This window comes from Acetobacter fabarum, from assembly GCF_029069195.1.
Lineage (GTDB): Bacteria > Pseudomonadota > Alphaproteobacteria > Acetobacterales > Acetobacteraceae > Acetobacter > Acetobacter fabarum_A.
Map to the genome: position 1 here is coordinate 57,601 of NZ_JARDYK010000012.1, position 22,441 is coordinate 80,041.

Annotated in this window: 16 protein-coding genes; 4 read left to right on the forward strand and 12 right to left on the reverse strand. The window is 55.7% G+C overall.

Annotation, left to right across the window (positions count from 1 at the left end; genetic code table 11):
- Positions 1–4: 4 nt before the first annotated feature.
- From PY793_RS12295 to PY793_RS12335, 9 genes are all read right to left on the reverse strand, one after another.
- A complete protein-coding gene (locus PY793_RS12295) occupies positions 5–373 on the reverse strand; it encodes a HypC/HybG/HupF family hydrogenase formation chaperone (protein ID WP_275178306.1) in 369 nt (122 codons plus the stop codon).
- A 3-nt stretch (positions 374–376) separates the two neighbouring features.
- The gene (locus tag PY793_RS12300; protein ID WP_275178307.1) at positions 377–1,027 is read right to left on the reverse strand and encodes a HyaD/HybD family hydrogenase maturation endopeptidase; all 651 of its coding nucleotides are present in this window, start codon (positions 1,025–1,027) and stop codon (positions 377–379) included.
- Between the two features lie 218 nt (positions 1,028–1,245).
- On the reverse strand, positions 1,246–2,007 hold the full coding sequence (gene cybH, locus PY793_RS12305) for a Ni/Fe-hydrogenase, b-type cytochrome subunit (RefSeq protein WP_275178308.1): 762 nt from the start codon (positions 2,005–2,007) through the stop codon (positions 1,246–1,248).
- A 13-nt stretch (positions 2,008–2,020) separates the two neighbouring features.
- Positions 2,021–3,841: a nickel-dependent hydrogenase large subunit gene (locus PY793_RS12310; RefSeq protein ID WP_275178309.1), complete on the reverse strand. Its 1,821-nt coding sequence runs from the start codon at positions 3,839–3,841 to the stop codon at positions 2,021–2,023.
- Positions 3,838–4,917, reverse strand: a complete 1,080-nt coding sequence (locus PY793_RS12315; RefSeq protein WP_025825895.1) for a hydrogenase small subunit — start codon at positions 4,915–4,917, stop codon at positions 3,838–3,840. The genes PY793_RS12310 and PY793_RS12315 overlap by 4 nt, the downstream gene beginning before the upstream one ends.
- A 184-nt stretch (positions 4,918–5,101) precedes the next feature.
- Complete coding sequence (gene hypF / locus PY793_RS12320; protein ID WP_275178310.1) at positions 5,102–7,414, reverse strand: carbamoyltransferase HypF; 2,313 nt, start codon at positions 7,412–7,414, stop codon at positions 5,102–5,104.
- Positions 7,414–8,889, reverse strand: a complete 1,476-nt coding sequence (locus PY793_RS12325; protein ID WP_275178311.1) for a nickel-dependent hydrogenase large subunit — start codon at positions 8,887–8,889, stop codon at positions 7,414–7,416. Before PY793_RS12325 ends, hypF begins: the two co-directional genes overlap by 1 nt.
- 8 nt (positions 8,890–8,897) lie before the next feature.
- Positions 8,898–9,896: an NADH-quinone oxidoreductase subunit B family protein gene (locus PY793_RS12330; protein WP_275178312.1), complete on the reverse strand. Its 999-nt coding sequence runs from the start codon at positions 9,894–9,896 to the stop codon at positions 8,898–8,900.
- A 14-nt stretch (positions 9,897–9,910) separates the two neighbouring features.
- Positions 9,911–11,272, reverse strand: coding sequence for a sensor histidine kinase (locus tag PY793_RS12335; protein ID WP_275178313.1), 1,362 nt, complete (start codon positions 11,270–11,272; stop codon positions 9,911–9,913).
- Positions 11,273–11,463: 191 nt separating this feature from the next.
- On the opposite strand from PY793_RS12335, the gene PY793_RS12340 reads away from it, so the two are divergent.
- Both PY793_RS12340 and PY793_RS12345 read left to right on the forward strand, forming a co-directional pair.
- On the forward strand, positions 11,464–12,087 hold the full coding sequence (locus PY793_RS12340) for a YceI family protein (protein ID WP_275178314.1): 624 nt from the start codon (positions 11,464–11,466) through the stop codon (positions 12,085–12,087).
- A 527-nt stretch (positions 12,088–12,614) separates the two neighbouring features.
- A complete protein-coding gene (locus tag PY793_RS12345) occupies positions 12,615–13,571 on the forward strand; it encodes a GGDEF domain-containing protein (RefSeq protein WP_275178315.1) in 957 nt (318 codons plus the stop codon).
- Positions 13,572–13,698: 127 nt separating this feature from the next.
- On the opposite strand, the gene PY793_RS12350 is transcribed toward PY793_RS12345, so the two are convergent.
- Positions 13,699–16,206 carry an excinuclease ABC subunit UvrA gene (locus PY793_RS12350; protein ID WP_275178316.1) on the reverse strand — a complete coding sequence of 836 codons (2,508 nt, stop codon included), beginning with the start codon at positions 16,204–16,206 and terminating at the stop codon, positions 13,699–13,701.
- 30 nt (positions 16,207–16,236) lie between these two features.
- The gene (locus tag PY793_RS12355; RefSeq protein ID WP_275178317.1) at positions 16,237–17,037 is read right to left on the reverse strand and encodes a deaminated glutathione amidase; all 801 of its coding nucleotides are present in this window, start codon (positions 17,035–17,037) and stop codon (positions 16,237–16,239) included.
- Between the two features lie 199 nt (positions 17,038–17,236).
- Here PY793_RS12355 and PY793_RS12360 point away from each other — a divergent pair, with 199 nt between their 5' ends.
- A complete protein-coding gene (locus PY793_RS12360; RefSeq protein WP_275178318.1) occupies positions 17,237–18,034 on the forward strand; it encodes an acid phosphatase in 798 nt (265 codons plus the stop codon).
- A 74-nt stretch (positions 18,035–18,108) separates the two neighbouring features.
- On the opposite strand, the gene PY793_RS12365 is transcribed toward PY793_RS12360, so the two are convergent.
- Positions 18,109–20,487 (reverse strand): TonB-dependent siderophore receptor, encoded by a 2,379-nt coding sequence (locus PY793_RS12365; protein ID WP_275178319.1) that lies wholly within the window; start codon positions 20,485–20,487, stop codon positions 18,109–18,111.
- Positions 20,488–21,032: 545 nt separating this feature from the next.
- Between PY793_RS12365 and mdlD the strand changes: the two genes are divergently transcribed.
- On the forward strand, positions 21,033–22,361 hold the full coding sequence (gene mdlD / locus PY793_RS12370) for an NAD(P)-dependent benzaldehyde dehydrogenase MdlD (RefSeq protein WP_275178320.1): 1,329 nt from the start codon (positions 21,033–21,035) through the stop codon (positions 22,359–22,361).
- The last annotated feature ends 80 nt before the right edge of the window (positions 22,362–22,441 follow it).

Consider the following 22,441-nt stretch of genomic DNA (forward strand, 5'->3'; position numbering starts at 1 on the left):
TTACTCAGGCCTCCGTAAGTCCTGCATCAAATGCAGCCTGAAGGTGGGGGGGAAGACGCGGTGGCGCGTCACACAGGTCTGCAAACCCGTGGGTTACAATTTTCCGGGCGGCACCTGCGTCCACTGGTGTTGCGGCCAATGTGGCAAGCGCCTGAAGGGCATCCTGCAGCTTACGGGCCTCCTCCGGCTCCATACGCGCACGCGCCATGCCCATAAAAACCAGCAGGTAGTCCCCTGCCTGCGCATCAGGCACCAGTATGGTATCAACCTGCTCCTGTCGGGTGGGCTGTTGCTGGCCGGGTAGGGGCTCCACCATGCAGAGCGCCATGCTCCCTTCGCACCGCAACACTTTCATGGGTATGCCAAGACACATGGTTTATACTCCGCTACGCGCAAGCACGCGCTCATCACCGTAACGGCAGGCCAGTTCTGCAGACGGGCGCCCCTGCTCATAAGCCGTGCGCGCTATGGCCTGTGTCATCACCCCTGCACCCGGTAATGGTGCATGTTGCAACGCCATGGGGCAGACACCGTAACGCTGCGCCAGAAGGTCCAGCACCATATGCACGGCATGAGGCACCTGCCGGGCGACTGCCTCGGTCAACCCACCGCCATAGTCCTGCATGGTCACGGGCTGCACACCCACCAGATGAATAGCGCGTGGCGCATGACCACGCAGGTCCAGCAATGCCAGCACTTCCTGAAAACCGGTCTGATGGAGGCTCATCTTCCGTGCGCCAATTGTGGCAGGCACGGCAGAACCTTCCACATGATGCAAGGTGGCAGGTGGAAGGCCAAAATCTATGGCATCCACTATAATCAGGGTTTCAAGGTCTTCCAGCACGGGGAGCAGATATAGCCCCTGCGTACCGCCATCCATGATCTGCACATCGGGGCCAAAACTGTAATACGCGGCAAGATGCTCAACAGCCCGAACACCAAACCCCTCATCTGCCCACAGGATATTCCCGATGCCCAGCACCAGAATTTTCCGCTCATTGCCATATAGAACCGCGTCCGCCGCCACGTCTGCCGCCTCCTGCTACCCTGCACGAAAAACAGCGGACCGGCTTGGCAGGCTCGCGTTTCTCCTGATTTTATTAATGAAGCAAGAAACATGCCAACTTCCAGAATGGCAGATACGCGACCGGGTAAATACAAGAATCCCACCAACACGTGAATGTGATGGTGGGATTTTATGGATACCAACTTTTCAGAATGACTGATTTTATGGTCAAGAGCCTCTCACTCAGGGCGATCATCTCTGTAAGAACGGTAGCCATTGACCATGGCGGATAGCAACGTCTGGCGGGACGTAATATCCTCCCGCGTGACGGTGTAGACGTGGATCATGACAAACAGGATAATAACCCACATCCCCCAGTGATGCAGGAAGTGAGTAGCAAGCCCCCCCCCAAGCCAGGGCATGACCCAGCCAAAAACCTTACCTTCCCAGCTATCAATACCGGTTCCATCAGAATACAGCGCAAACCCGCTGACAATCATGAACAGTCCGGTCAGGGTAAAGCAGAAGAACAGGGCCGTGCGGGCAAGCGGGTTATGCCCGATTGTTTTTTCACCCTGTTTTTTAATAAAGGCATAAACCAGTATTTCGTCCAGCAGGCCTTTCCAGTAATCCTTGCGCCAGACGGGGATATAAAAAAGCTCCCGCGTGTAAATATTACCCATAAAAGTCCAGAGGATACGCCCGGCAAACCCTACGGCAAAAATCCATGCCGCAGAAAAATGCAGATAACGGATCCAGCCCATAAGAAAATGGTTACTGGCCTCCCCCGACAATGAGGGAGGGGGAGAGCCAATAAAATACCCGGTAATAGCCAGCACAACGATGGAGGCCGCAGTCACCCAGTGCCAGAGCCTTACAGGAGCCTCATACACATAAATCGTGGTGAGCTTGCGCGCACGCAATGCGCGCGCGTTTTGCCCTTGCAGGTTTGTACCCTGCAGATCCTCATCGGTCAGGATGTTTGATTTGGATGAAACCATCGGGCTATCCCCCTTAGCGCACGGTTACGCGGGCAAGTTCATCCCCATCAGGTGCCATGACATGCGTGGCACAGGCCATGCAGGGGTCAAACGAGTGGAGCGTACGCAGGATTTCCACCGGCTGCTCGGGGTTGGCCATAGGCGTCCCCAAAAGCGCCGCTTCGAATGCGCCAATATTCCCCTTGGCATCCCGCGGGCCTGCATTCCATGTGCTGGGCACCACACACTGATAGTTTTCTATGCGGCCATCCTTGATTTTGATCCAGTGGCCAAGACCTCCGCGCGGAGCAGCCACAAGGCCAACACCCTTTGCCTCTTTGGGCCATGTCGCAGGGTCCCAGCGCGACATGTTGGCTGTTGCCAGATCACCATTACGAATGTTCGTGATCAGGGCATCGTAATCATCCAGCAACTGCTGGGCACAGTAATGCCCCTCCAGCGCACGGGTTAACGTACGCCCGATTGTGGTTGGCAGAGCCTGCTGCGGCGTAAAGCTGGTACCCGCCAGAGCATTGAAGCGCCCCAGCGCATCATCCACCTGCGCCTTGACGTAGGGCACGCCTTTTGCATAAGCCAGAACATAACGCGCCAGAGGTCCGACCTCGCACGCATTACCGCGCCAGCGTGGCGCTTTGACCCACGAATATTTGGCATTTTCATCCACTGCCTCAATATTGGTGCGTGTCCCTTTGGCTCCACTCCCCAAAACGTAGTGTGGGTCAGTTACCCCATCCCATGGATGCAGGCCAATATCCTCCCGGCCCTGCCCGTAGCTGTACCAGCTATGGGTTACAAACTCCTGCACCTGTTGCGGGTCACGGGCATCAATCGGATGAATTTCGTTCCAGTTGCCATTGAGGATCACACCGCCGGGCAGACGGTCTGTGGATTTGTCGCCCTGCACGGTCGGGTAATCGCCGTAATCCATAAGGTTATGGTTTGCCAGCCCCCCGCCGTAGAGCCAGTTTTTGTAATAGCTGGCAATTGCGATTACATCGGGCACATACACATTTTTCGAAAATTCGTAGGCCTCATCAAGCTTTTGCTTGATGAAATTCAGGCGCTCCATGTTGAGCGGAGCCCCTGCCGCCATATCCCCATCAATATTGATCGCGCAGGGAACACCACCAACCATGTAGTTGGGGTGTGGGTTCTTCCCCCCCAGAATGGTATGAATTTTTACAATTTCTTTTTGAAAATCAAGTGCTTCAAGGTAGTGTGTTACGGCCATGAGGTCGGCTTCGGGTGGGAGCAGATAGGCTTTGCTGTCCCAGTACCCGTTTTTGAAAATACCGAGCTGCCCGCTCTCTACAAATTTTTTCAGCCTGTTCTGCACATCGCGGAAATAGCCGGGAGAAGATTTGGCATGATTGGGAGAAACCGACTGTTGCAGCATAGATGTTGCACGCGGGTCCGCCCGCAGGGCATTGACGGGGTTAACCCAGTCCAGCGCATGCAAATGGTAAAAATGCACCACATGGTCATGCCATGCCAGAACCTTGGCCATGATCTGGCGGATAAGGAATGCGTTGGTGGGAATACGGATATCCAGCGCATCTTCCACCGCGCGAACGGAAGCCAGAGCATGGCAGCCGGTGCACACACCGCATATCCGCTCTACAAAGGCCCATGCATCACGCGGGTCGCGCCCACGCAGAATAACCTCCAGCCCGCGCCACATTGTGCCGGTGGAAACCGCATTGCGGATGATGTTCTGCTCATCCACATTAACCTCAACACGCATATGCCCTTCAATGCGGGTCAGCGGGTCCACCACAATACGCTTGCCACCGTTATCAAGCGCAAAACCGTTTGGTGTCTGAAGCGTGGTCATTGGGCGTCATCCCCTTTGTAACGTGCGCGGCTGAGCGCGCTTATGGCGGCATGTGCGGCAAGGCCCGCACCTACGGCACCGGCGGCGACCATACCAACCTTGTCCGCACTGGCTTCTATGCCAAAGCCCCCGACATTCTGGAGCCTTGCGTACCATGATCCCTTGTCCCAGAACCCATCTTCGGAACAGCCAATGCAGCCATGACCGGACTGGATGGGGAAGGACACGCCATCATTCCACCGCACGGTCGAGCAGGCATTGTAGGTGGTTGGGCCTTTACAGCCGACCTTGTACAGGCAGTACCCCTTGCGGGCTCCTTCATCATCAAAGCTTTCCACGTACTGACCCGCATCAAAATGGGGGCGGCGGTAGCATTTGTCGTGAATGCGCTGGGAATAGAACATTTTGGGTCGCCCCTGCCGGTCAAGTTCGGGGAGACGGTCAAATGTGAGCATATAGGTAATAACGCCGGTCATGACCTCGGCAATGGGCGGGCAGCCGGGCACCTTGATAATGGGCTTGTCCAGGATAACCTTGTGTACGGGGGTAGCCTGTGTAGGGTTGGGTCTGGCAGCCTGCACACAGCCATACGATGCGCAGGACCCCCACGAGATGATGGCCTTGGCCCCACTGGCCACTTTTTTAAGCTGCTCCACAAATGGCTTGCCGCCAATGATGCAGTACATGCCATCTTCATTAAGAGGCGGGTTACCCTCCACGGCCAGAATGTAGTTGCCGTGGTACTTCTCCATGACTTCGTCCAGAATGGCTTCGGCCTGATGCCCGGCAGAAGCCATGAGGGTATCGTCATAATCGAGCGAGATCATCGACAGAACCACATCCTTGACCAGCGGATGCGCCGAGCGAATAAAACTTTCCGAGCAGCAGGTACATTCCAGCCCATGCAGCCACAATACGGGCAGGCGGGGCTTGGTTTCCATCGCGCTTGCAATCTGGGGCACAAACTCTGGCCCCAGACCAAGAGCCGCAGCAGTCAGCGAGCAGTATTTGATAAACGAGCGGCGGGTAATGCCCTGCCGTCGCATCACGTCATAAAACGTTTCAAGACCAGCCATCAATGAAGACGTCCTCCTCAGGCGGCGAACCAGAACAGGTCCGCGATTACCTATGAGAAGAAAGCAAGAAGTGTGCCACACCCAAAAAAGGCAGGCAGTTCCGCCCAGAACACGCGAATGGACACAGCTTTGCCGACAGAATTGGCTGCCAGCTTTCCACTTTTATCCGGTGTGTTCAAAACTTTCAGGCCGGTCTATGCCGGTATGCTGCCACCGCGGCCTGCCCCACAGCCAGCCCCCCATCCCCTGCAGGCACATGTGCAGGCAGGAGCACGCGCAACCCGGCCGCCTGCAAAAGTGGCACCAGCATACCCACCAGCACGCCATTATGCATAACTCCGCCAGCCAGTGCCACCGTACCCAGCCCCGTACGCCGGGCAAGCTGACCTGTGGCTTTGGCCAGAACATGAGCCAGCCCGGCATGGAATGCCCATGCCAGTTCGGGAGCGGTAACCCCTTCTGCCAGCCGGAGCAGAGCTGCGCGCCACATGGGAGCGGGGTCTATTTCCAGCAGGTCTCCACACATGCGCAAACCAAACTCCAGAGGGGCACACGCCCCTTCCGCCCTTTCGGCCAGAGCCTCCAGTTGCATGGCGGCCTCTCCCTCGTAAGTCAGGCGGGGTGGAGCACTGTCCACAAGAGCTGCCATGGCATCAAACAGGCGTCCGGCGGAGCTGGTAAGAGGGGCGTTGACCCCCACACGGGCCATGGAGCGCAGGACATCCACCTGTCTGTCCTGTAATGCCCGGAGTTGCGCCTGCACCAGGCCGGTGCCCTCCACACCCAAGGCATTGTCCAGATGCGTCAAAAGCATGCGCCAGGGTTCACGCGCGGCTGTTTCTCCCCCCGGCATGGGTACTGTTGCCAAACGGCCCAGACGGGTCATCTGGGCATAATCGCACACCAGCATTTCGCACCCCCACAGGGTACCATCCGGCCCATAGCCCGTACCATCAAGTGCCAGCCCCAGAACCGGCCCCTGCCCCCACCCACTCTCGGCCATGGTGGCGGCAATATGCGCATGGTGGTGCCAGACTGTTTCAAGCAGCCAGCCCTGACTTTCGGCCAGTTTCTGCCCCACAGCCCGGCTGCGGTATCCGGGATGGGCATCCACCGCCACAATAGCGGGTGTTTGCCCGAACAGCATCCTGTAATCCGCCAGAGCTGCCAGCATGGCCTGCTCCGTAGCCAGTTGCGCCATATCTCCCAAATGATGGGACAACAAAGCCCGCCCGCCCTGCGTCAGACAGAACGCGGCCTTCAAATCCCCCCCCATGGCCAGAACTGGAGGAGATTTTGCCATAAGAACGGGCAGGGCCAGTGGTTCTGGTGCCAGCCCTCGCCCCCGGCGCAAAACGCGCGGCTGCCCTGCCAGCACACGCACCACACTATCATCCAGCCGTCGGGCAATAGGCCGGTCATGCATAAGCCATGCATCCGCAATGCCCTGCAATTCCTCAAGTGCTTCAGCATTATGCACAACCTGCGGCTGCCCCGAGCGGTTAGCGCTACTCATAACCAGCGGCTGACCGATTTTCCGCATCAGCACAGTATGCAGCGGCGTATAGGGCAGAAGCAGCCCGACCCGCTCCATACCCGGAGCAACATTGGCTGCAAAAGACTGCTCCCTGCGCTGGCGGACCAACACCACAGGAGCAGCAACATCCTCCAGCGCCTGACGTTCGCCGGCACAAAAACAGGCATAAGCCTCTGCCATGGGCATATCCCGCACCATGACCGCAAGCGGGCGGGCAGGCCTGTTCTTGCGGGTCCGCAGTGCCGCAACAGCAACCTCCGAACGGGCAAGGCAGGCCAGATGGAAGCCTCCAATACCCTTTATGGCCACCACCTGCCCTGCCAGCAGGCTGCTCACAGCATGAGCAAGCGCCATATCCCCCACAACAGGGCTGCGGCTCCCTTTGGAGCCGGAGACAAACATTAACTGGGGACCACATACAGGACAGGCAACCGGCTGGGCATGGAAACGCCTGTCCTGCGGATTGGCATATTCAGCCCCGCAGGCAGGGCACATGACAAATGCCGCCATAGTTGTGCGGTTACGGTCATACGGAATACCGGTTACAATGGAAAAACGCGGCCCACAATCCGTACAGTTTGTAAAAGCGTACTGGTATCGGCGGTTTTTTTTATCTGCAATTTCCGCAATACAGGCAGGGCATACTGCCATATCCGCCACAATGCCAGCCTGCACCGTGCCGGGCTGACTGGCCTGTATGGTAAAATCCTGCCAGCCTTCGTCCTGCGCCATGTTGCGCCTGATCGCCTCAATGCGGGCTCGTGGAGGCGGGCTGGCAAGTTCCTCCACCAAGGCAGCCAGCCGATCTGGCGGCCCGGCTACAACAATACGCACGCCATCGCCCCGGTTGCTCACATAGCCCCGCAGTTCCAGCTTTTGCGCAAGACGCCATACAAAAGGCCGAAAACCAACCCCCTGCACCAAACCCGTTACAAGAATTTCCTCTACACACTCGGGCATTAGTGCACGGTGCATGCCATGCATGGGTCAAACGAACGCACAATATGCTGCACGGACAGCGGGGTCCGCTCCCCCTCTTTTACGGGAGCGCCCCTTAGCGCGTATTCGAGCGGCCCTTCCACCCCGGTTCTGTCACGCGGTGAAAAATTCCATGTTGTCGGAGCTATGATCTGATAGCGCGAGATCAGCCCTTTTTCCACACACAGCCAGTGGCCGAGGGCTCCACGCGCAGCTTCTGTCATCCCTATGGCGCGCCCGTCGGGCACAGCTCCTGGCTGGGGGTGGCACCATGGCCCATCTGGCCGCAGGGCACGGACCCACTGCTCCATAAGCGGCACAAGCCGGGCAACTTCGATAAGTCGCGCCACCACGCGTGACAGAACATTCCCACCATGATCCGCCACAAGTGCGCGCACCAATGGCTGGCCTGCCATAAGCTGGCGAGCCAGAGCGCCTGTCTCGCACGGCAGCCCCGCCATGCGGGGAGCCTTGCACCACGTATAAGACGTCTCATCCCGCATATGAGGTTCGGTTGTGCCTTCAAACGGCGGCAGAGGTTGGGCGGTCTGTGCCATGTGGCTGAAGGTGTGATCTTCACGCACATCATGGATGTTCAAGGCCCGCGCGGCTCCGGATTCAAAAATGCCAGAACGCCAGTGGTGTTGCCGCGGATCGGATTCAAAACCCGGATACGCCCCAAAACTTAAAAAACGATCGTAACTGCGGCCACTTTGCTGCAAGGAGAGATCCTGGGCAATCTGTAAAAACAGACCAAAATCCGATCCATTCCGGTCATCCGTCCAGCGCCGGAGGTCCTGCGGGGCAGACAGGGCCGCCACGTCTTCCAGTCCTGTGCCAAACAGGGCATCTTCCAACGCGGCGCGCACTCCCCCCAGAATACCCAGCAAACGCATGCATTCCTGCTTTTCCACCCCACGGGACAAACCACCGGGCTGTATGGCCAGCGTATGCGGCCAGTGTCCTGCCAGAATACCCATGACATGCAGCGCAAGTGCCCGCGTTTGCAAAATATTGCGCACGGCACTCCCGCGTAGCGCGGCAAAACGGTCATACGCCCGGGCGTACCAGCGCCGTCCCTCATAATCCGGGCGGGCAAAGTCGGGCATGAAGAACAGATGAAAATGCGTCAGATGATCTGCCAGATTTTCAGTCGCCAGAATCAGATTGGTCGCAAGCTGACCATTATGGGTTGGCGCCATACCCATAACACCCCCCAACGCCAGCGCCGCCGCATGGGACTGGGAGACAGAACATATGCCACAGATGCGCGGCGCAATAACCAGTGCATCCATGGGGGTGCGGCCTTCCAGCACCCGCTCTATGCCCCGGAAGAGCGGCGCATTCACCCAGGCTCGGTCCACCTGATGCCCCACCACATCCAGCCGCACCTCCAGATCGCCTTCCACACGATTGAAAGGGCCTGCCACCAGCCGGGTTTTTGTCTGTTTTCCCATGCTCGCGTCTACCCCTTCGCCCTTGCGCTGCTGGGTGGGACAAGCAGGTGCTCACTCACCGCATTACGGGCAACGCGCTCTGGCGTTGCCGCCTTAGCCAGCGTGGAGAGTGCAACAAACCATGCCTTTGGCATATCGGTTGGCAACCCGACGGGAATACCGGCAATACGCGGGGTTTGCGCAAAAGGATGTCCTGGCTCCTCAAATTCGGGGGCTGTGCAGTTAATGCAGGCATAACCCCCACGTGTGCATGAGCCCTCTCCATTCCACAGGCGGTTATTACAGTCCGCATGGGCCTGTGTGCCAATACACCCCATATATTCCATCATGCAGCCCAGTTGGGCAGGCTGGCGCGCACTGGCTTTGTATTCGTAATATTCATTCCGTGTGCAGCCCTGATGCACAAGCTGGTCAGCATAGAGGCGGGGCCGACCGACTGCGTCCATGTCCTGCGCATGCAGGTTCTCCTGCGCCAGCAGGGCCAGTGTTTCAATCACCCAGCCCGGATGCGTCGGACAACCCGCGATATTGACAACCGGCAAACCGGATTGAGCCCGAAAATCCGCCCCCAGCGCCCCGCCAGGATGAACCCCTTCATACTGCAGCCCGCAGGCATCCAGAATATTGGGAGACGCCGCAGCCATGCCGCCATAGGCCGAGCAACTGCCAACAGCCACAACATACCGTGCAACCGCAGCCAACTGGTGGACCCACGCCATCATGGGCTGGTCCGTACCCCCCATAACATGATAACGCCCCGTACCTTCCGGCCCACGCAGTACGGCTCCTTCCAGGCACAGGGCATCCATACGCACACGACCTGCCAGAATGTCCGCCAGCAGCGCCGTGACCTCCGTCCCGCTTTGCTCGGACAGGCTGGGATGCCACAGAAACTCCACACCCGCACCACGCAGCTGGGCCAAAAGATCCGGGGTTTCGGCGCACAGAAGCGACATGCTGCACCCGCCGCATCCACCAGACTGAAGCCACAGAACAGTAAAAGCCATACTCTGCTTACCCTTTATTTTTCCGGCAGCACGGCACATTCGCCATCCGGGGCAAAGGCTGGCAGGTCAAATGCCACCATCGCACCTCCCTGCGCCCCGTTGCGCACAGTGAACTGCCCCCCATGGTCGGACACGGTACCATAGCAGATGGCAAGCCCCAGCCCGGTTCCCTTGCCGACAGGCTTGGTCGTAAAAAACGGATCAAAAATATGCTCTGCCACATTGGGGGAAATGCCACTCCCGTTATCGGCAATCTGAACATGCACGCGCACGCCATCCCGCTTTGCCGTAATGCACAGAACAGGATGCTGAACATTTTCCATGGCATCCAGCGCATTCTGCACCAGATTCATCACAACCTGCTGCATGCGCCCTGCATGGCCTTCAACCTCCAGCGGCCCTTCCACATCCATACGGGTTTCCACAATACGGTCCGCGCTGGCCAGCACCCATTCCAGCCCCGTTCGTACGACGGCAGCCATGTCAAACACCGCGCCCGCACTCCGCCTGTCTGATGAAAAACGACGCAGGTCGGCTACAATATCACGCACGCGCTCGGCACCTTCCACAATACCGTCCAGCGTCCCGCCCAGTTCGGAGACAACCATATCCACCCGCAAAGCCTGTCGCTCACGCGCGAACAGGGATGCGCCGGGCTGTGCATGAATATGCTCCAGATACGCGATCAGCCGGGGCAGGAAGCGTTGGAGCGTATAGGCATTGCCATACACAAACGAGATCGGGTTATTCAACTCGTGCGCTACCCCGGCGACCAGCCGCCCAAGGGACGCCATTTTTTCGGCCTGCACCAACTGCACATGAGCCGCCTTGAGGTTACGGTGCGCCTGATCCAGATCGGAATAGGCACGCCTGACCTCGCCCAAGGGGCGGCCAAGCAGCACAATCCCCGAAAGACGTTGCCGCCGGTCGTATAACAGCGTGCCATTGACGGCAAAAGGCAATGCTCCCGAAGAGGTGGAAAACTGGAACTCCCTGTCTTCCAGACCCTGCCGCCGGGTCATGCAGGTTGCAACATCCACCGCTTTCAGCCCGGACGAGGCGGCAATCAGATCCTCCAGCCGCACGCCGACAATGCTTTGCCCCTCTGGCGCGAACAGTTTTTCCGCGGCAGCATTCGTGCGCACGATACGCAGCGCCGTATCGCAAGCAACCAGCACATCGGACATGGATTCAAACACGCTGGCCATAAATGCATGCGCTTCTTCCAGCGCGGCATTTTTACGCTCCAGCTCCACCTGCTGGCCAATAAGCTGGCCCCAGGTTTCTTCCATTTTACCTATAACATTCAGCCATATCTGCTCACCTTCGGCAGAGGCATTGACAGGCGCGGACTGCGGGGCCTTTCCGGTCAACATTCAAGGCCCTCCCCTTCTTATGCATGAGCGTTACCGGATTATAACACAGGCGCAAGCGCCGCCTACCCACGGGAAACGAATCAAAAAACAGAAACAAAGCACTTATATTCATGTTATTTATTAATGCACTTGCCCCTGCTATTCACATCAAGGCACGTCTTACCGACCTTCCATTTGGAGCATTCCCCAGCATGAACCGCGCTTCTCTTCTATTTTCAGCGGCTTTTGCCGCTCTCACATTCGGCACACTCCCCACCGCGTTCGCACAGACCATTACCCAGGCATCTCAGCTCCAGTCAGGCAGCTATGCGGTCGAACCCGGCCATACCCAGATCGGATTTTCCGTTCTGCATTTTGGATTTACCAATTACTTTGGCGCGTTTTCCAACGCATCGGGCACACTGGAGCTGAATGCACATTCCCCGGCATCTTCCAGATTATCCGTGACCATTCCAGTTGCTTCCGTGCAGACAACAAGCACCCAGTTGACCAATGAACTCAAAGGCCCGCAATGGTTTGACGCCACAAAGTTCCCGAAGGCGACCTTTGTTTCGACAAGCATTAAAATGCTCGGCCAGAACGATGCAACAATTCATGGCAACCTGAGCCTGCACGGCGTTACAAAGCCGATCACCCTGAATGCACATTTTGTAGGGGCTGGCATTAACCCGATAGACAAAAAATATACAACCGGGTTTGACGCCACAAGCACCTTCAACCGCAGTGACTTTGGTATCAAAACCTATGTCCCTTATGTAAGCGACTCAGTAACCCTGCGCATTTCCGGTGCGTTTGAAAAGCAGGATCAACCCTAACCCCAACACACCACATGACCCCTTCTGTTGTAGAACAAAATGGCGGCCATATGATCCATATGACCGCCACGCCCACCCACAGAACGCAAAAATTCCGACCTGAAAACAGGTGAATAATTGCTATTCATCGCAACAAATACATTGCATATATCACCATCAACCCAACCCCGAATACAATATCATTTTCAGACAATTCATTGAAAATATAGAAAAATACGAATATTTATTATTCTTTTTCAGGCATATGCAGACTTCCTCATTCCCTTATATCCGGCTCTGGATACAGGCATGTGTCACATACATCAGCGGCACGTCAGGCGTGGATAATACTGAATGATTGATATATGTCATTGCCTGTGCTGTATTGAGAGCCGAATCACGGCTAGGTGACGCTCGGGCATTGTGGTCACGGCCTGAACAGGCTTTATTAACCCCATACGCCCGTTTTGGCTGAACTTTTACCTGAACGCCCCGATTATTGAGGCACCAGACCAGTCAGGCACCGCTGCACAGGATAACTCTCGTCTATGAACACCGCCTCCCTGCCTGGTCAGATTGATTTTTCTACCCTTCCTGACCTGACGACTCTGGGGCAAACACTTTTCGAGAAAGTTCCGATCGGGACGGTCGTTGTCCGCCTGTCCGACAGCCAGATTATCCTGCGCAACCCAGCCTTTCGCCATATTGCGGACGACAGAATTGCCACCATGTCCGCACTGATCGACACCAGTTGCGTTGACCCCAGACAGCAGGAGCAGTTCCACGCCCAGATCCGGCAGGCCAAGAGCCGGGCCGACTGCGAGGAAACCAGCGAACTGCCAGAACTGGTACTGGACCTGAAAGGGGCGGATGGCAGAGTACGCATTGTGCAGCACTATGCGCTCTTCTTCCATAAACTGGACATTGCCATTGGCATTTTTCGCGATATTTCTGACATCAAGCGTAAATATCGCGCACTCCAGAAAGATGCCTTTACTGATGAACTGACCGGTGTTGGCAACCGGCGCGGCCTGATGGAACGCTGGAATGAAGAAATAGAAGATGACCCGGCCCAGACCATAGGCTTTCTCATGATTGATCTGGACCAGTTCAAGCCAATCAATGACACATATGGCCATGCCACTGGGGATAACGTATTGCGGAGTCTGGCCCGCAGGCTGCGCAAAAGTGTGCGCAAAAGCGACTATGTCGTGCGTCTGGGAGGAGATGAATTTGGTATTTTACTCCCCGATATTGAGAACAGAACCATGCTGGAGACAGTCAGCAACAAACTACTGGCTGTTTTGCGCCGCCCTGTGATGATCGACACCCTCAAGCTCTCCCTTTCGGGCAGCATTGGCGGGGGACTCTATCCCGAAGATGGCAAGAATCTGGCCGCCATTATGGTCCATGCCGACCAATCCATGTACAGCACCAAAAAGAACATCCCCACCCAAAAACACTCCCCTTACGAATCTGCCGCAGGCAAGACACCATCTCCGTAAGGGGGATCCCGCCCCTGCATTTCACCGCTCAGATCGAGCATCTTTACGTCTGCCCCGCTCAGTCGCCCATTCAGGCCAAGACCACAATCTGTGTACGGGTTTATGCCGCATGTCCTGCAAAATGCGGCTACCCGGTATAGCGCGCCAAAAACGGCGCAGTCACGCTGCCTTGCGTATGCGCAACGTCATACGGCACACCCTCCGCCACAATGCGTCCACCCCGGCTGCCAGCTCCCGGCCCCAGATCAATAACCCAGTCGCTCCGGGCGACAAGCCGCATATCGTGCTCGGCAACCAGAACGGTATTACCGCTGCCCACCAGTTCATGCAGATGTGCCATCAACCTGTCTGCATCAAACGGGTGCAGGCCGGTTGTTGGTTCGTCCAGCACATAAAGCGTGTGGCCACGCCGCTGCTTCTGCAGCTCTGTTGCCAGCTTGATCCGCTGCGCCTCCCCGCCGGAAAGCTCGGTTGCGGGCTGTCCTAGAGTAAGGTGCCCCAGACCGCCACGTTGCAATGTTGCCAAAATCTGTGCCGGACCAGAATCTTCAGCCAGAAACAGGCTGGCTTCATCGACCGTCATGGCAAGAATATCCGCAATGGAACGGTCACGGTAAGTTACATCAAGCACCTGCGGCTTGTAACGCGTTCCATGGCATGTGGGGCATGGAGCATACACACTGGGCAAAAACAGAAGCTCCACCATGGTCGCCCCCGCCCCTTCACAGGTTGGGCAGCGGCCCTTGGGCAGATTGAACGAGAAGTACCCCGCATCGTACCCCCGCTTTTGTGCCAGTTCCGTTCTGGCATACAGTTTACGGATCATGTCAAACAGGCCCGTATAGGTCGCAAGGTTGGAACGAGGGGTGCGCCCTATGGGTTTCTGGTCAATAACCACCAGACGCTTGATATGCTCCAGCCCCGCAACAATGCGACCCTGTGGTTCCCCCACGCGAAGAGATGACACAACGGGGTCTTCACCCTCTTCCTCCACGGCCACCGGAGTCTGCCCCAGCGCGCGGGCGACAATGCTGGTCAGCACCTGACTGAGCAGAGAGGATTTACCCGAACCTGATACCCCTGTCACCGCGACCAGCACCCCAAGGGGGAAGGACGCCGAAAGATTGTCCAGGTTATTCCATGTCATGCCGTCCAGACGCAGCCATGCCTGTGGGGTTCTGGGCGTGTGAGCCACTCTGACCGGGTGCGCAAACACGTAATGCCGTGTACGGGATGCCCCAACTTTTTCCAGCCCGGCAAGGGGACCGGAATACAGCACCTCTCCCCCCTGTATGCCCGCCTGTGGCCCCACATCCACCACCCATTGCGCATGGCGGATAATATCCAGATTATGCTCGACCAGAAACAGCGAATTTCCTGCGCAGCGCAAGCGCTCCAGTGCGGCAAGCAGGGCCTGCGTGTCCGCCGGATGCAACCCGGCTGAGGGCTCGTCCAGAACATAGACCACACCGAACAGGTTGGAATGAATCTGCGTGCCAAGCCGCAGGCGCTGGTATTCCCCGGGCGAGAGGGTCTGCACGCCCCGGTCCATCTGCAGGTAACCAAGCCCCAGTTCTTCTAGCACACCGATCCGGGCGGCCATGTCCTCCACAATCCGCTCTGCGGCAATAGCCGTTGCGTCTGCCGCTGGCTCTGGGCCAATGGTCGCGCGTAATGTTGCGGCTATTGTTTCCAGCGGCAAGGCGGTCATGGCGGCAATTGTGTGCCCGCCAAAAGTTACGCGCAGGGCATCGGTATTAAGCCGCTGGCCGCGGCAGGACGGGCAGAGCGTTGTGGTTATGAATGCCTCCACCCGGCGGCGCATCATGGCACTTTGCGACTTGGCGAATGTTTGCAGAACATAGCGCCACGCACCCGTAAATGTGCCCTGATATGCCGGCTCCACACCGTGCGCCATGGCCTGCACCACCTGCGCATGTGTCAGGCCGGGGTAAACGGGATGGGTGGGTGTCTCGTCGGTAAAAAGTATCCACTCGCGTGTTTTTTTTGGCAGATCGCGCCAGGGAATATCAACATCAACACCTCTGGTGATCAGAATATCCCGCAGGTTCTGCCCCTGCCATGCACCCGGCCAGGATGCCACCGCCCGCTCACGGAGAGAACGTGATGGCTCCGGCACCATGCTCTCTTCCGTAACATCATGAATACGGCCCAATCCGTGGCAGCGCTTGCATGCGCCCATGGGCGTATTGGGGGAAAAGGATTCCGCCTCCAGCCGCGCCAGTCCCGGAGGATAATCCCCCGCACGCGAATACAGCATACGCAGCAGATTGGAGAGTGTTGTAATGCTCCCCACGGAGGAACGGCCTGAACTCCCCCCGCGCTGCTGCTGGAGCGCTATGGCTGGAGGAAGCCCGTCCACCCCATCCACATCGGGAACGGGCATCTGCTGGAACAGTCGCCGGGCATAGGGCGAGACGGATTCCAGGTACCGGCGCTGTGCCTCGGCATATAATGTGCCAAATGCCAGCGAGGACTTGCCCGACCCCGAAAGCCCCGTAAACACAACCAGGCTGTCACGCGGGATACTCAGGCTAACATTTTTGAGGTTATGTTCACGCGCGCCACGTATATGCACAAAGCCGCTCTCTGCTTCCCGGTCTGTATCTTCCATTGGGAGCCTGCAGGGCATTGGGGGTTACCTTCAATCTTCTGAAGTCTTCAGTTCCGGGTCCTTGAACCGGCGGTTGGCCAATAATGGCAGCACCTTACGGGTTGTGCGAATACGCTCCTTATCCACATTGGCAAAAAGCAGATCCGGTGCGCTGCCTGCCCGGACAACGGCAACTCCCATGGGGTCCACCAGCATGCTGCACCCTATGTTACGGGGACCACACTCGCCCACTGCAGCAACGTAGCAGGTGTTCTCCAGCGCGCGGGCCGTTACCATAACCTCCCAGTGCCACTCCTTACCGGGGCCACGCACCCATGCGGCCGGCACGCTCAGCAAGTCCGCGCCACGCAGCACAAGGGAACGCGCAACCTCGGGGAAACGCACATCGTAACAGGTCATCAGCCCCACACTTATCTCCCCCACCTGCACAATGGGGGGAAGTTCCTCACCGGGCACATAAGCGTCTGATTCCTTCATGCTAAAGGCATCATACAAATGCAGCTTGCGGTAGCAGGCCACCGGCCCCGAAGCATTGAGCACGATCTGGCAGTTATGGGTCAGAGTGGGTGTGGCGGGGGTAGCAATGCAGCAGACCACACTCAGCGCCTTACCGGCCAGTGCATTAACCAGCCCGCTGACAAATGGCCCATCCAGCATTTGCGCAGTCCGTACGGTAATGCCAGGATCGTGCATGTCTGCCGCAATAATACTCTCCGGCAGGATAAGCAGCCCGGCCCCCTCCGCTGCGGCTCTTTCAATCAACGACACGCATTGATCAAGGTTGACACGCCATTCCGGTGCAACGGCAAACTGTCCCAGAGCGATTTTCATCCGAAAAATCCTTACAGGCCAAACCAGCAGGCAGGCGCAGGTGTACGCACCAACGCATCAGCTTATGCCAAAGCATAGCCGATCAGGCGCAAAATCAAACCCCAGACACCTGCTACCCGGACCATCCCAACCCATCATTTATCATCAAAACATCACACTTCATCCTCCGCAGTCTGGTGTATGGAGGCCTCTTCTGTCTATGCCAACAATAAGGCCCGCCTCCATGCGCCTGCGTGTTTTTGCCCTCTACACCGCAACCATCTGCTCACTCATGCACGGGGTGGTGCAAACAGCATGGGCACAACCTGTCCTCCTCCCGGATGGGCGAATCGTGCTGCCCCCGCCGCCCGCCGCCAGTTCGCCCGCGCAGGAAGCAGACAAGCAGGCGTTTGAAAACACACGCAAACTTAAGGGCAGCCCGCGCTGGCAACTGGCTCTTGATGATGCGGACCTGAGCCCACAGCACATCGTGCGTGATTTTTCCTGCGCCGCAGGCTTTGCACTTATCCCCGACAGGTTGCCAGCCCTGCTCGCCCTGCTGAACACACTGTCTGACCCGCTGGAACAGCGCGTAACGGAAGAAAAAAACTTCTGGCACAGGCCACGGCCTTTTATTGGCAACACTCAGGATATCTGCACCCCTGATGCGCGCGTAAACATGGCAAACAGCTTTGCCTATCCTTCCGGCCATACAACATGGGGATGGATGGCCGCCTCCATTCTGGCCAGCGCCCTACCCGACCGTGCCAGCCAGATCATGCAGCGTGGCAGGGTTTTTGGTGAAAGTCGCATTGTTTGCGGCGTACACTGGAAAAGCGACGTACAGGCTGGTTACATGAACGGAAGCACCATGTTTGCTGCATTGCAGGAGCAACCCTGGTTTATAAAACAGATGGCAGCAGTCCGGAGCGAGCTTGAGAAGCTGCAAGCCCACCCCAGCACACCCGATGCCACAACATGCGCTGTAGAGCGTGAGGCCGCAACAAACACTTACTAACCCGCATGCACCACCCCGGCTAAGGCTGACACAGGAGAGGTTGCCGCAAGACTGGCTACCCCTGTGTCAGCCGTTCAATAATGGCCACGCAAAGTAAAGCTGAACGTACGGGGTGTACCGTAAATCATGCCATCATAAAACCCTGCCTGCCGGACATAGGTGCGGTCGGTAAGGTTTGTGATGTTCCCTGCAATATCCAGCCAGTTTTTAACCCTGTAGCGCGCCATGATATTGATGAGTGTATAACCTTTAACCCGAAGGTTGGAGGCATCATACTTGCCACCCCCAAGAGGACGCCCAGGATTAGTGGACCATTCCGTGCTGGACTGGCTGGATACACCTCCACCTATGGTAAGATGATGCAACCTGCCGGGGAATGTATAGCTCGTTGTCAAACGCACAAGGTGATGTGGGTCCTGACGATAGCTCAAGCCTTTTTCGTAAAGATAACTATACCCAAAAAAGACATTCCAGCCGGGCAGCAACTCACCCGAGGCATCAAAGTCGATCCCTTCCGTTTTCACACCATTGACTGAATCGTAAATGGCCTCCCCCGTACTCACATTTGTAGCACCCGTTGCCTGAGCAACGTTGCTCTGACGGTTGAGATAAAAAGCCAGAGATGTATTCAGGCGTTGTTTGAAGAATGCCCCTTTCAATCCCGTTTCATAACTCTTGCCCATGACTGGATTAAGAGGTTTGTTGCTGGCATCTCTCAGGTTTGACTGAGGCGTATAGACGTTTGTGTAACTTCCATAAATCGACATGGTTCTGGTAAAATCGTAAACCATACCGGCATACGGCGTCAGCACCGCATTCTGCTGGCCAGTGCTCGAAGAGCCCGAATATTGGTTCGTCTTGCTATAAGTGCCCGTGTAAGCCTGATAACTGCTCATACGTCCGCCCAGAATAAGCGATAAACCTTTGGCCAGCACAAAGCGCCCGGATGTATAAGCACCATAATTACGCGTTACATCGACCTCACGCGCACGGGTGCGATGCGTTACAAAGCTGGGATAAGACCCGTCCCATGTCTGCCAGTTAGCAATAGGCAGCCCGGTCGCACGATACTGACACCCTGAATACGGGTTGACCCCGGCGATGGAGCAGTTTCCCAAAGCATTGCTGAACGTGTATTGCGTCAATTCATCATTATAACCGTTAAAACCGAACACAAGCTGATGCTCATGGCCCAGAAACCGCACAGGGCCAGACACATGAACATCGGCATTGTCTCGTGCATCTTCATACTCGGCATGGAGAGCATTCAGATAGGCCCCCGTACCATCCTGATTCCAGAACCCGGCATAGGTTTTCCGTGTTGCATTGTTGATTTTTGCAACACCAAGATTGTTATAGGAACTGCCCTGAGTGCGCATATAGCCAGCCTTCAGATGCCAGCCAGCCGAGAAGTCGTGATCATAATTAATGAACGCAGTATACTGGTCACGGGTAGCCTGGCTCCAGTTCGCTGCGGGGTTCGTACTGCGAGGGAGATTTGTGTTTGTCCCATCAGCGTACCAGATCGGAACGTTCGTCCCCCAGGATGCACCGTCATTTCGGGTTCTTTCATACTGGAAGCCAAAATCAAGAGTATCGTGCGGAGATATATCAGCTGTAAAATTGGCAAGCGCACCAACGCGATTAGCGTGCTCACGCACCCGAAAAGTATCCGTATCATCCCACGAAAAGACATACCGGCTACGGATTGTGCCCGAATGGTTCAGGGGCGCATTTAAATCCGCCATAACACGGTGCTCATTCCAGTTTCCCAGCCTTAACAGGCCGTTAGCTGAAAATTCACGCTGCGGCGCCTTACGCTGCATATAAATTGTTGCGGATGGATCCCCCGTCCCGCCCAGCAGACCATTAGCACCCCGAACAATCTGCACATTGTCGTACAGATCCATGTTCATGGATGAACCAACACCACCAAAACTGGTTGAGGCATCAATCTGCATGCCATCAATCTTGTAGTTGGTAATATCAAAGCCACGTGCGCGATACGTTGTACGGCCTGCATTATCGTTAGCGTAAGACGTAACACCTGGCGTGGTGTTCAGAACATCATCAAGAGTATTGATCTGCTGGTCATCCATAACCTGACGGGTCATGACCGTAACGGTCTGCGGTGTTTCCCGCAGGCTTAAGGGTAAACCGGTTGAAGCACTTGTTTCCGGAGCCGTGTAACTTCCACGGTCCCACCTGCGGGCTTTAACCAGAATACTTTCGTTTGTCGTGGATGCAACATTGACGATGGTTTTCTGGTTCTTCTCTGTCTTCGGCATTGCCGCTTTACGGTCATCCGTTCTTTTTTCCACCACTTCATCAGAAGTTGCACTGTTATTATATACCGTGTCTGCCGCCTGTGCAGACAATGCTCCCCCCAGAGAGAGAAATGTCGTGGCCAAAAGACCAGTCACACGAAAAGATGCTACGGGATGGAGTGTCACATCACTATCCTACCAGAGAGGTTAATGCGATTAATTCTCATATGCAATGCATCTAGCAGACGTCAGCCAACCCCCAAAGCGCCTAAATATTACAATTTTTTCATATTATTTTATGTTGGATGAGGAAAATCGAAATAATTCCAGGCTCCTCTACCCTTCTCAGAGATGAGGTTTTCCATCTCCCTATTGGCCTCAGGTGCACAATAACCACGTTGTTCGTGAAGAACCTGACCGACATGTTGCCAAAACGGAATTCGACCGCCGGTTCAGAGCATGACATACTCAGATACCGGAAAACCGGTCTTCCGATCCCGCGTCACGCATGTTTTTGCTGGTCAAAAATGACACCCACAAGCAGACACGTATTTGTGAATATCTGCCTCTGGTTGTGTCCATATTCGTTTTTATATACTCAAATGTTCGGAGTGATTGTGGGCTTTAATTACGGGCATCTACCGATGCCATGAAACTCTGGCTTCAGGTCGAAAGGGTGTTTTGCGTCATTATGATATCACACCGATAACGCTTCACTGAGGTATCCAAACATGGATTACACACCGCTTAATAAGATTCAGAGCGTCTTCGACATTCAGAGCAAAGCCCGTCGAGGGCAAAAAATCATTGATATCAAGGCAAGGAAAAGCGCACTTAATGCTTTACATGCAGCTATCGAAAAACATACCCAAGAAATCTGCACAGCGCTCAGTGAGGATCTAGGAAAATCTGAACTGTTGGTGAACACGACGGAAATAGGCGTCGTTTTGGAAGAAATAAACCAGTATATTGAAAATATTGATGAGTGGTCAAAGCCACAAGCTGTTCCTAATTTTCCATCTCCTTTGGATTACAAAGGGCGTCCACCTGTACAGAGCTTCATACAGCATGAAGCTTTTGGAATAGTTTATATAATAGGCCCATTTAACTACCCATTTAATCTTGCTCTTTCACCGTTGGTCGGTGCCATCGCTGCCGGTAATCGGGCTATCATCAAACCATCAGAAGCAGTACCTCATACGGCAAAAATCATTGAAAAAGTTGTCAGTGAAGCTTTTGATCCCCAATACGTCGCGGTTGTTCAAGGGGGGCGTGAAGAAAACGAAGCACTTCTGAAACTTCCCTTCAACATGATTTTCTTCACCGGGAGCCCTGCGGTCGGAAAGATCGTCATGAAAGCGGCGTCAGAGCATTTGACACCCGTAGTGCTTGAGTTGGGCGGAAAATCACCTTTTATTGTTTTCAATGACGCCGATCTCGAGCGGGCCGCAGATCGGGTCGTTCAGGGACGTTTCACCAACAGCGGCCAGACATGTATTGCTCCAGATTATGTGCTCGTCGATTCAAGTGTGAAAGATGCGTTTCTCAAGAAAGTCATCGAAAAAGTCCAGCACGACTATCCTGATATCGGATCAACCGGAAAAGTAGTCACAACGGCTCAGGTCAAGCGCCTTCTTTCCCTGATCGAGCGCACAAAAGGCACTGTAGTTTATGGTGGCGGTGCCGATCCAGAAGCGCGGACCTTGCAGGCAACCGTTGTCGATGGAGTGGACTGGTCTGACTCATTGATGGAGCAGGAACTCTTCGGTCCCGTGCTGCCTGTTCTTACTTTCACGAATTTGGAAGATGTGCCGACACTGGTCAATGCACATCACCCCAATCCGCTTGCGGCATACTACTTCACCAATAATATTGAAAATGGCAAACGGATAGCAGAGTTAATCCCCTCGGGCGATGCTGTCATCAATGGTATTATGCTTCAGGTCGTATCGCCGTATCTTGCCTTCGGTGGCATCGGGGCATCTGGTATGGGTGAATATCATGGCCGTAGTGGCTACGATGTCTTTACACATAAAAAATCCGTTGTTGTCGCCGGTTGAAGCTAAGACAATCAGGATTATGCAGGGAGAAATTTACCTCCCTGCTGTAAAATACCTTCGGGATTACGTTGCACGCGGCT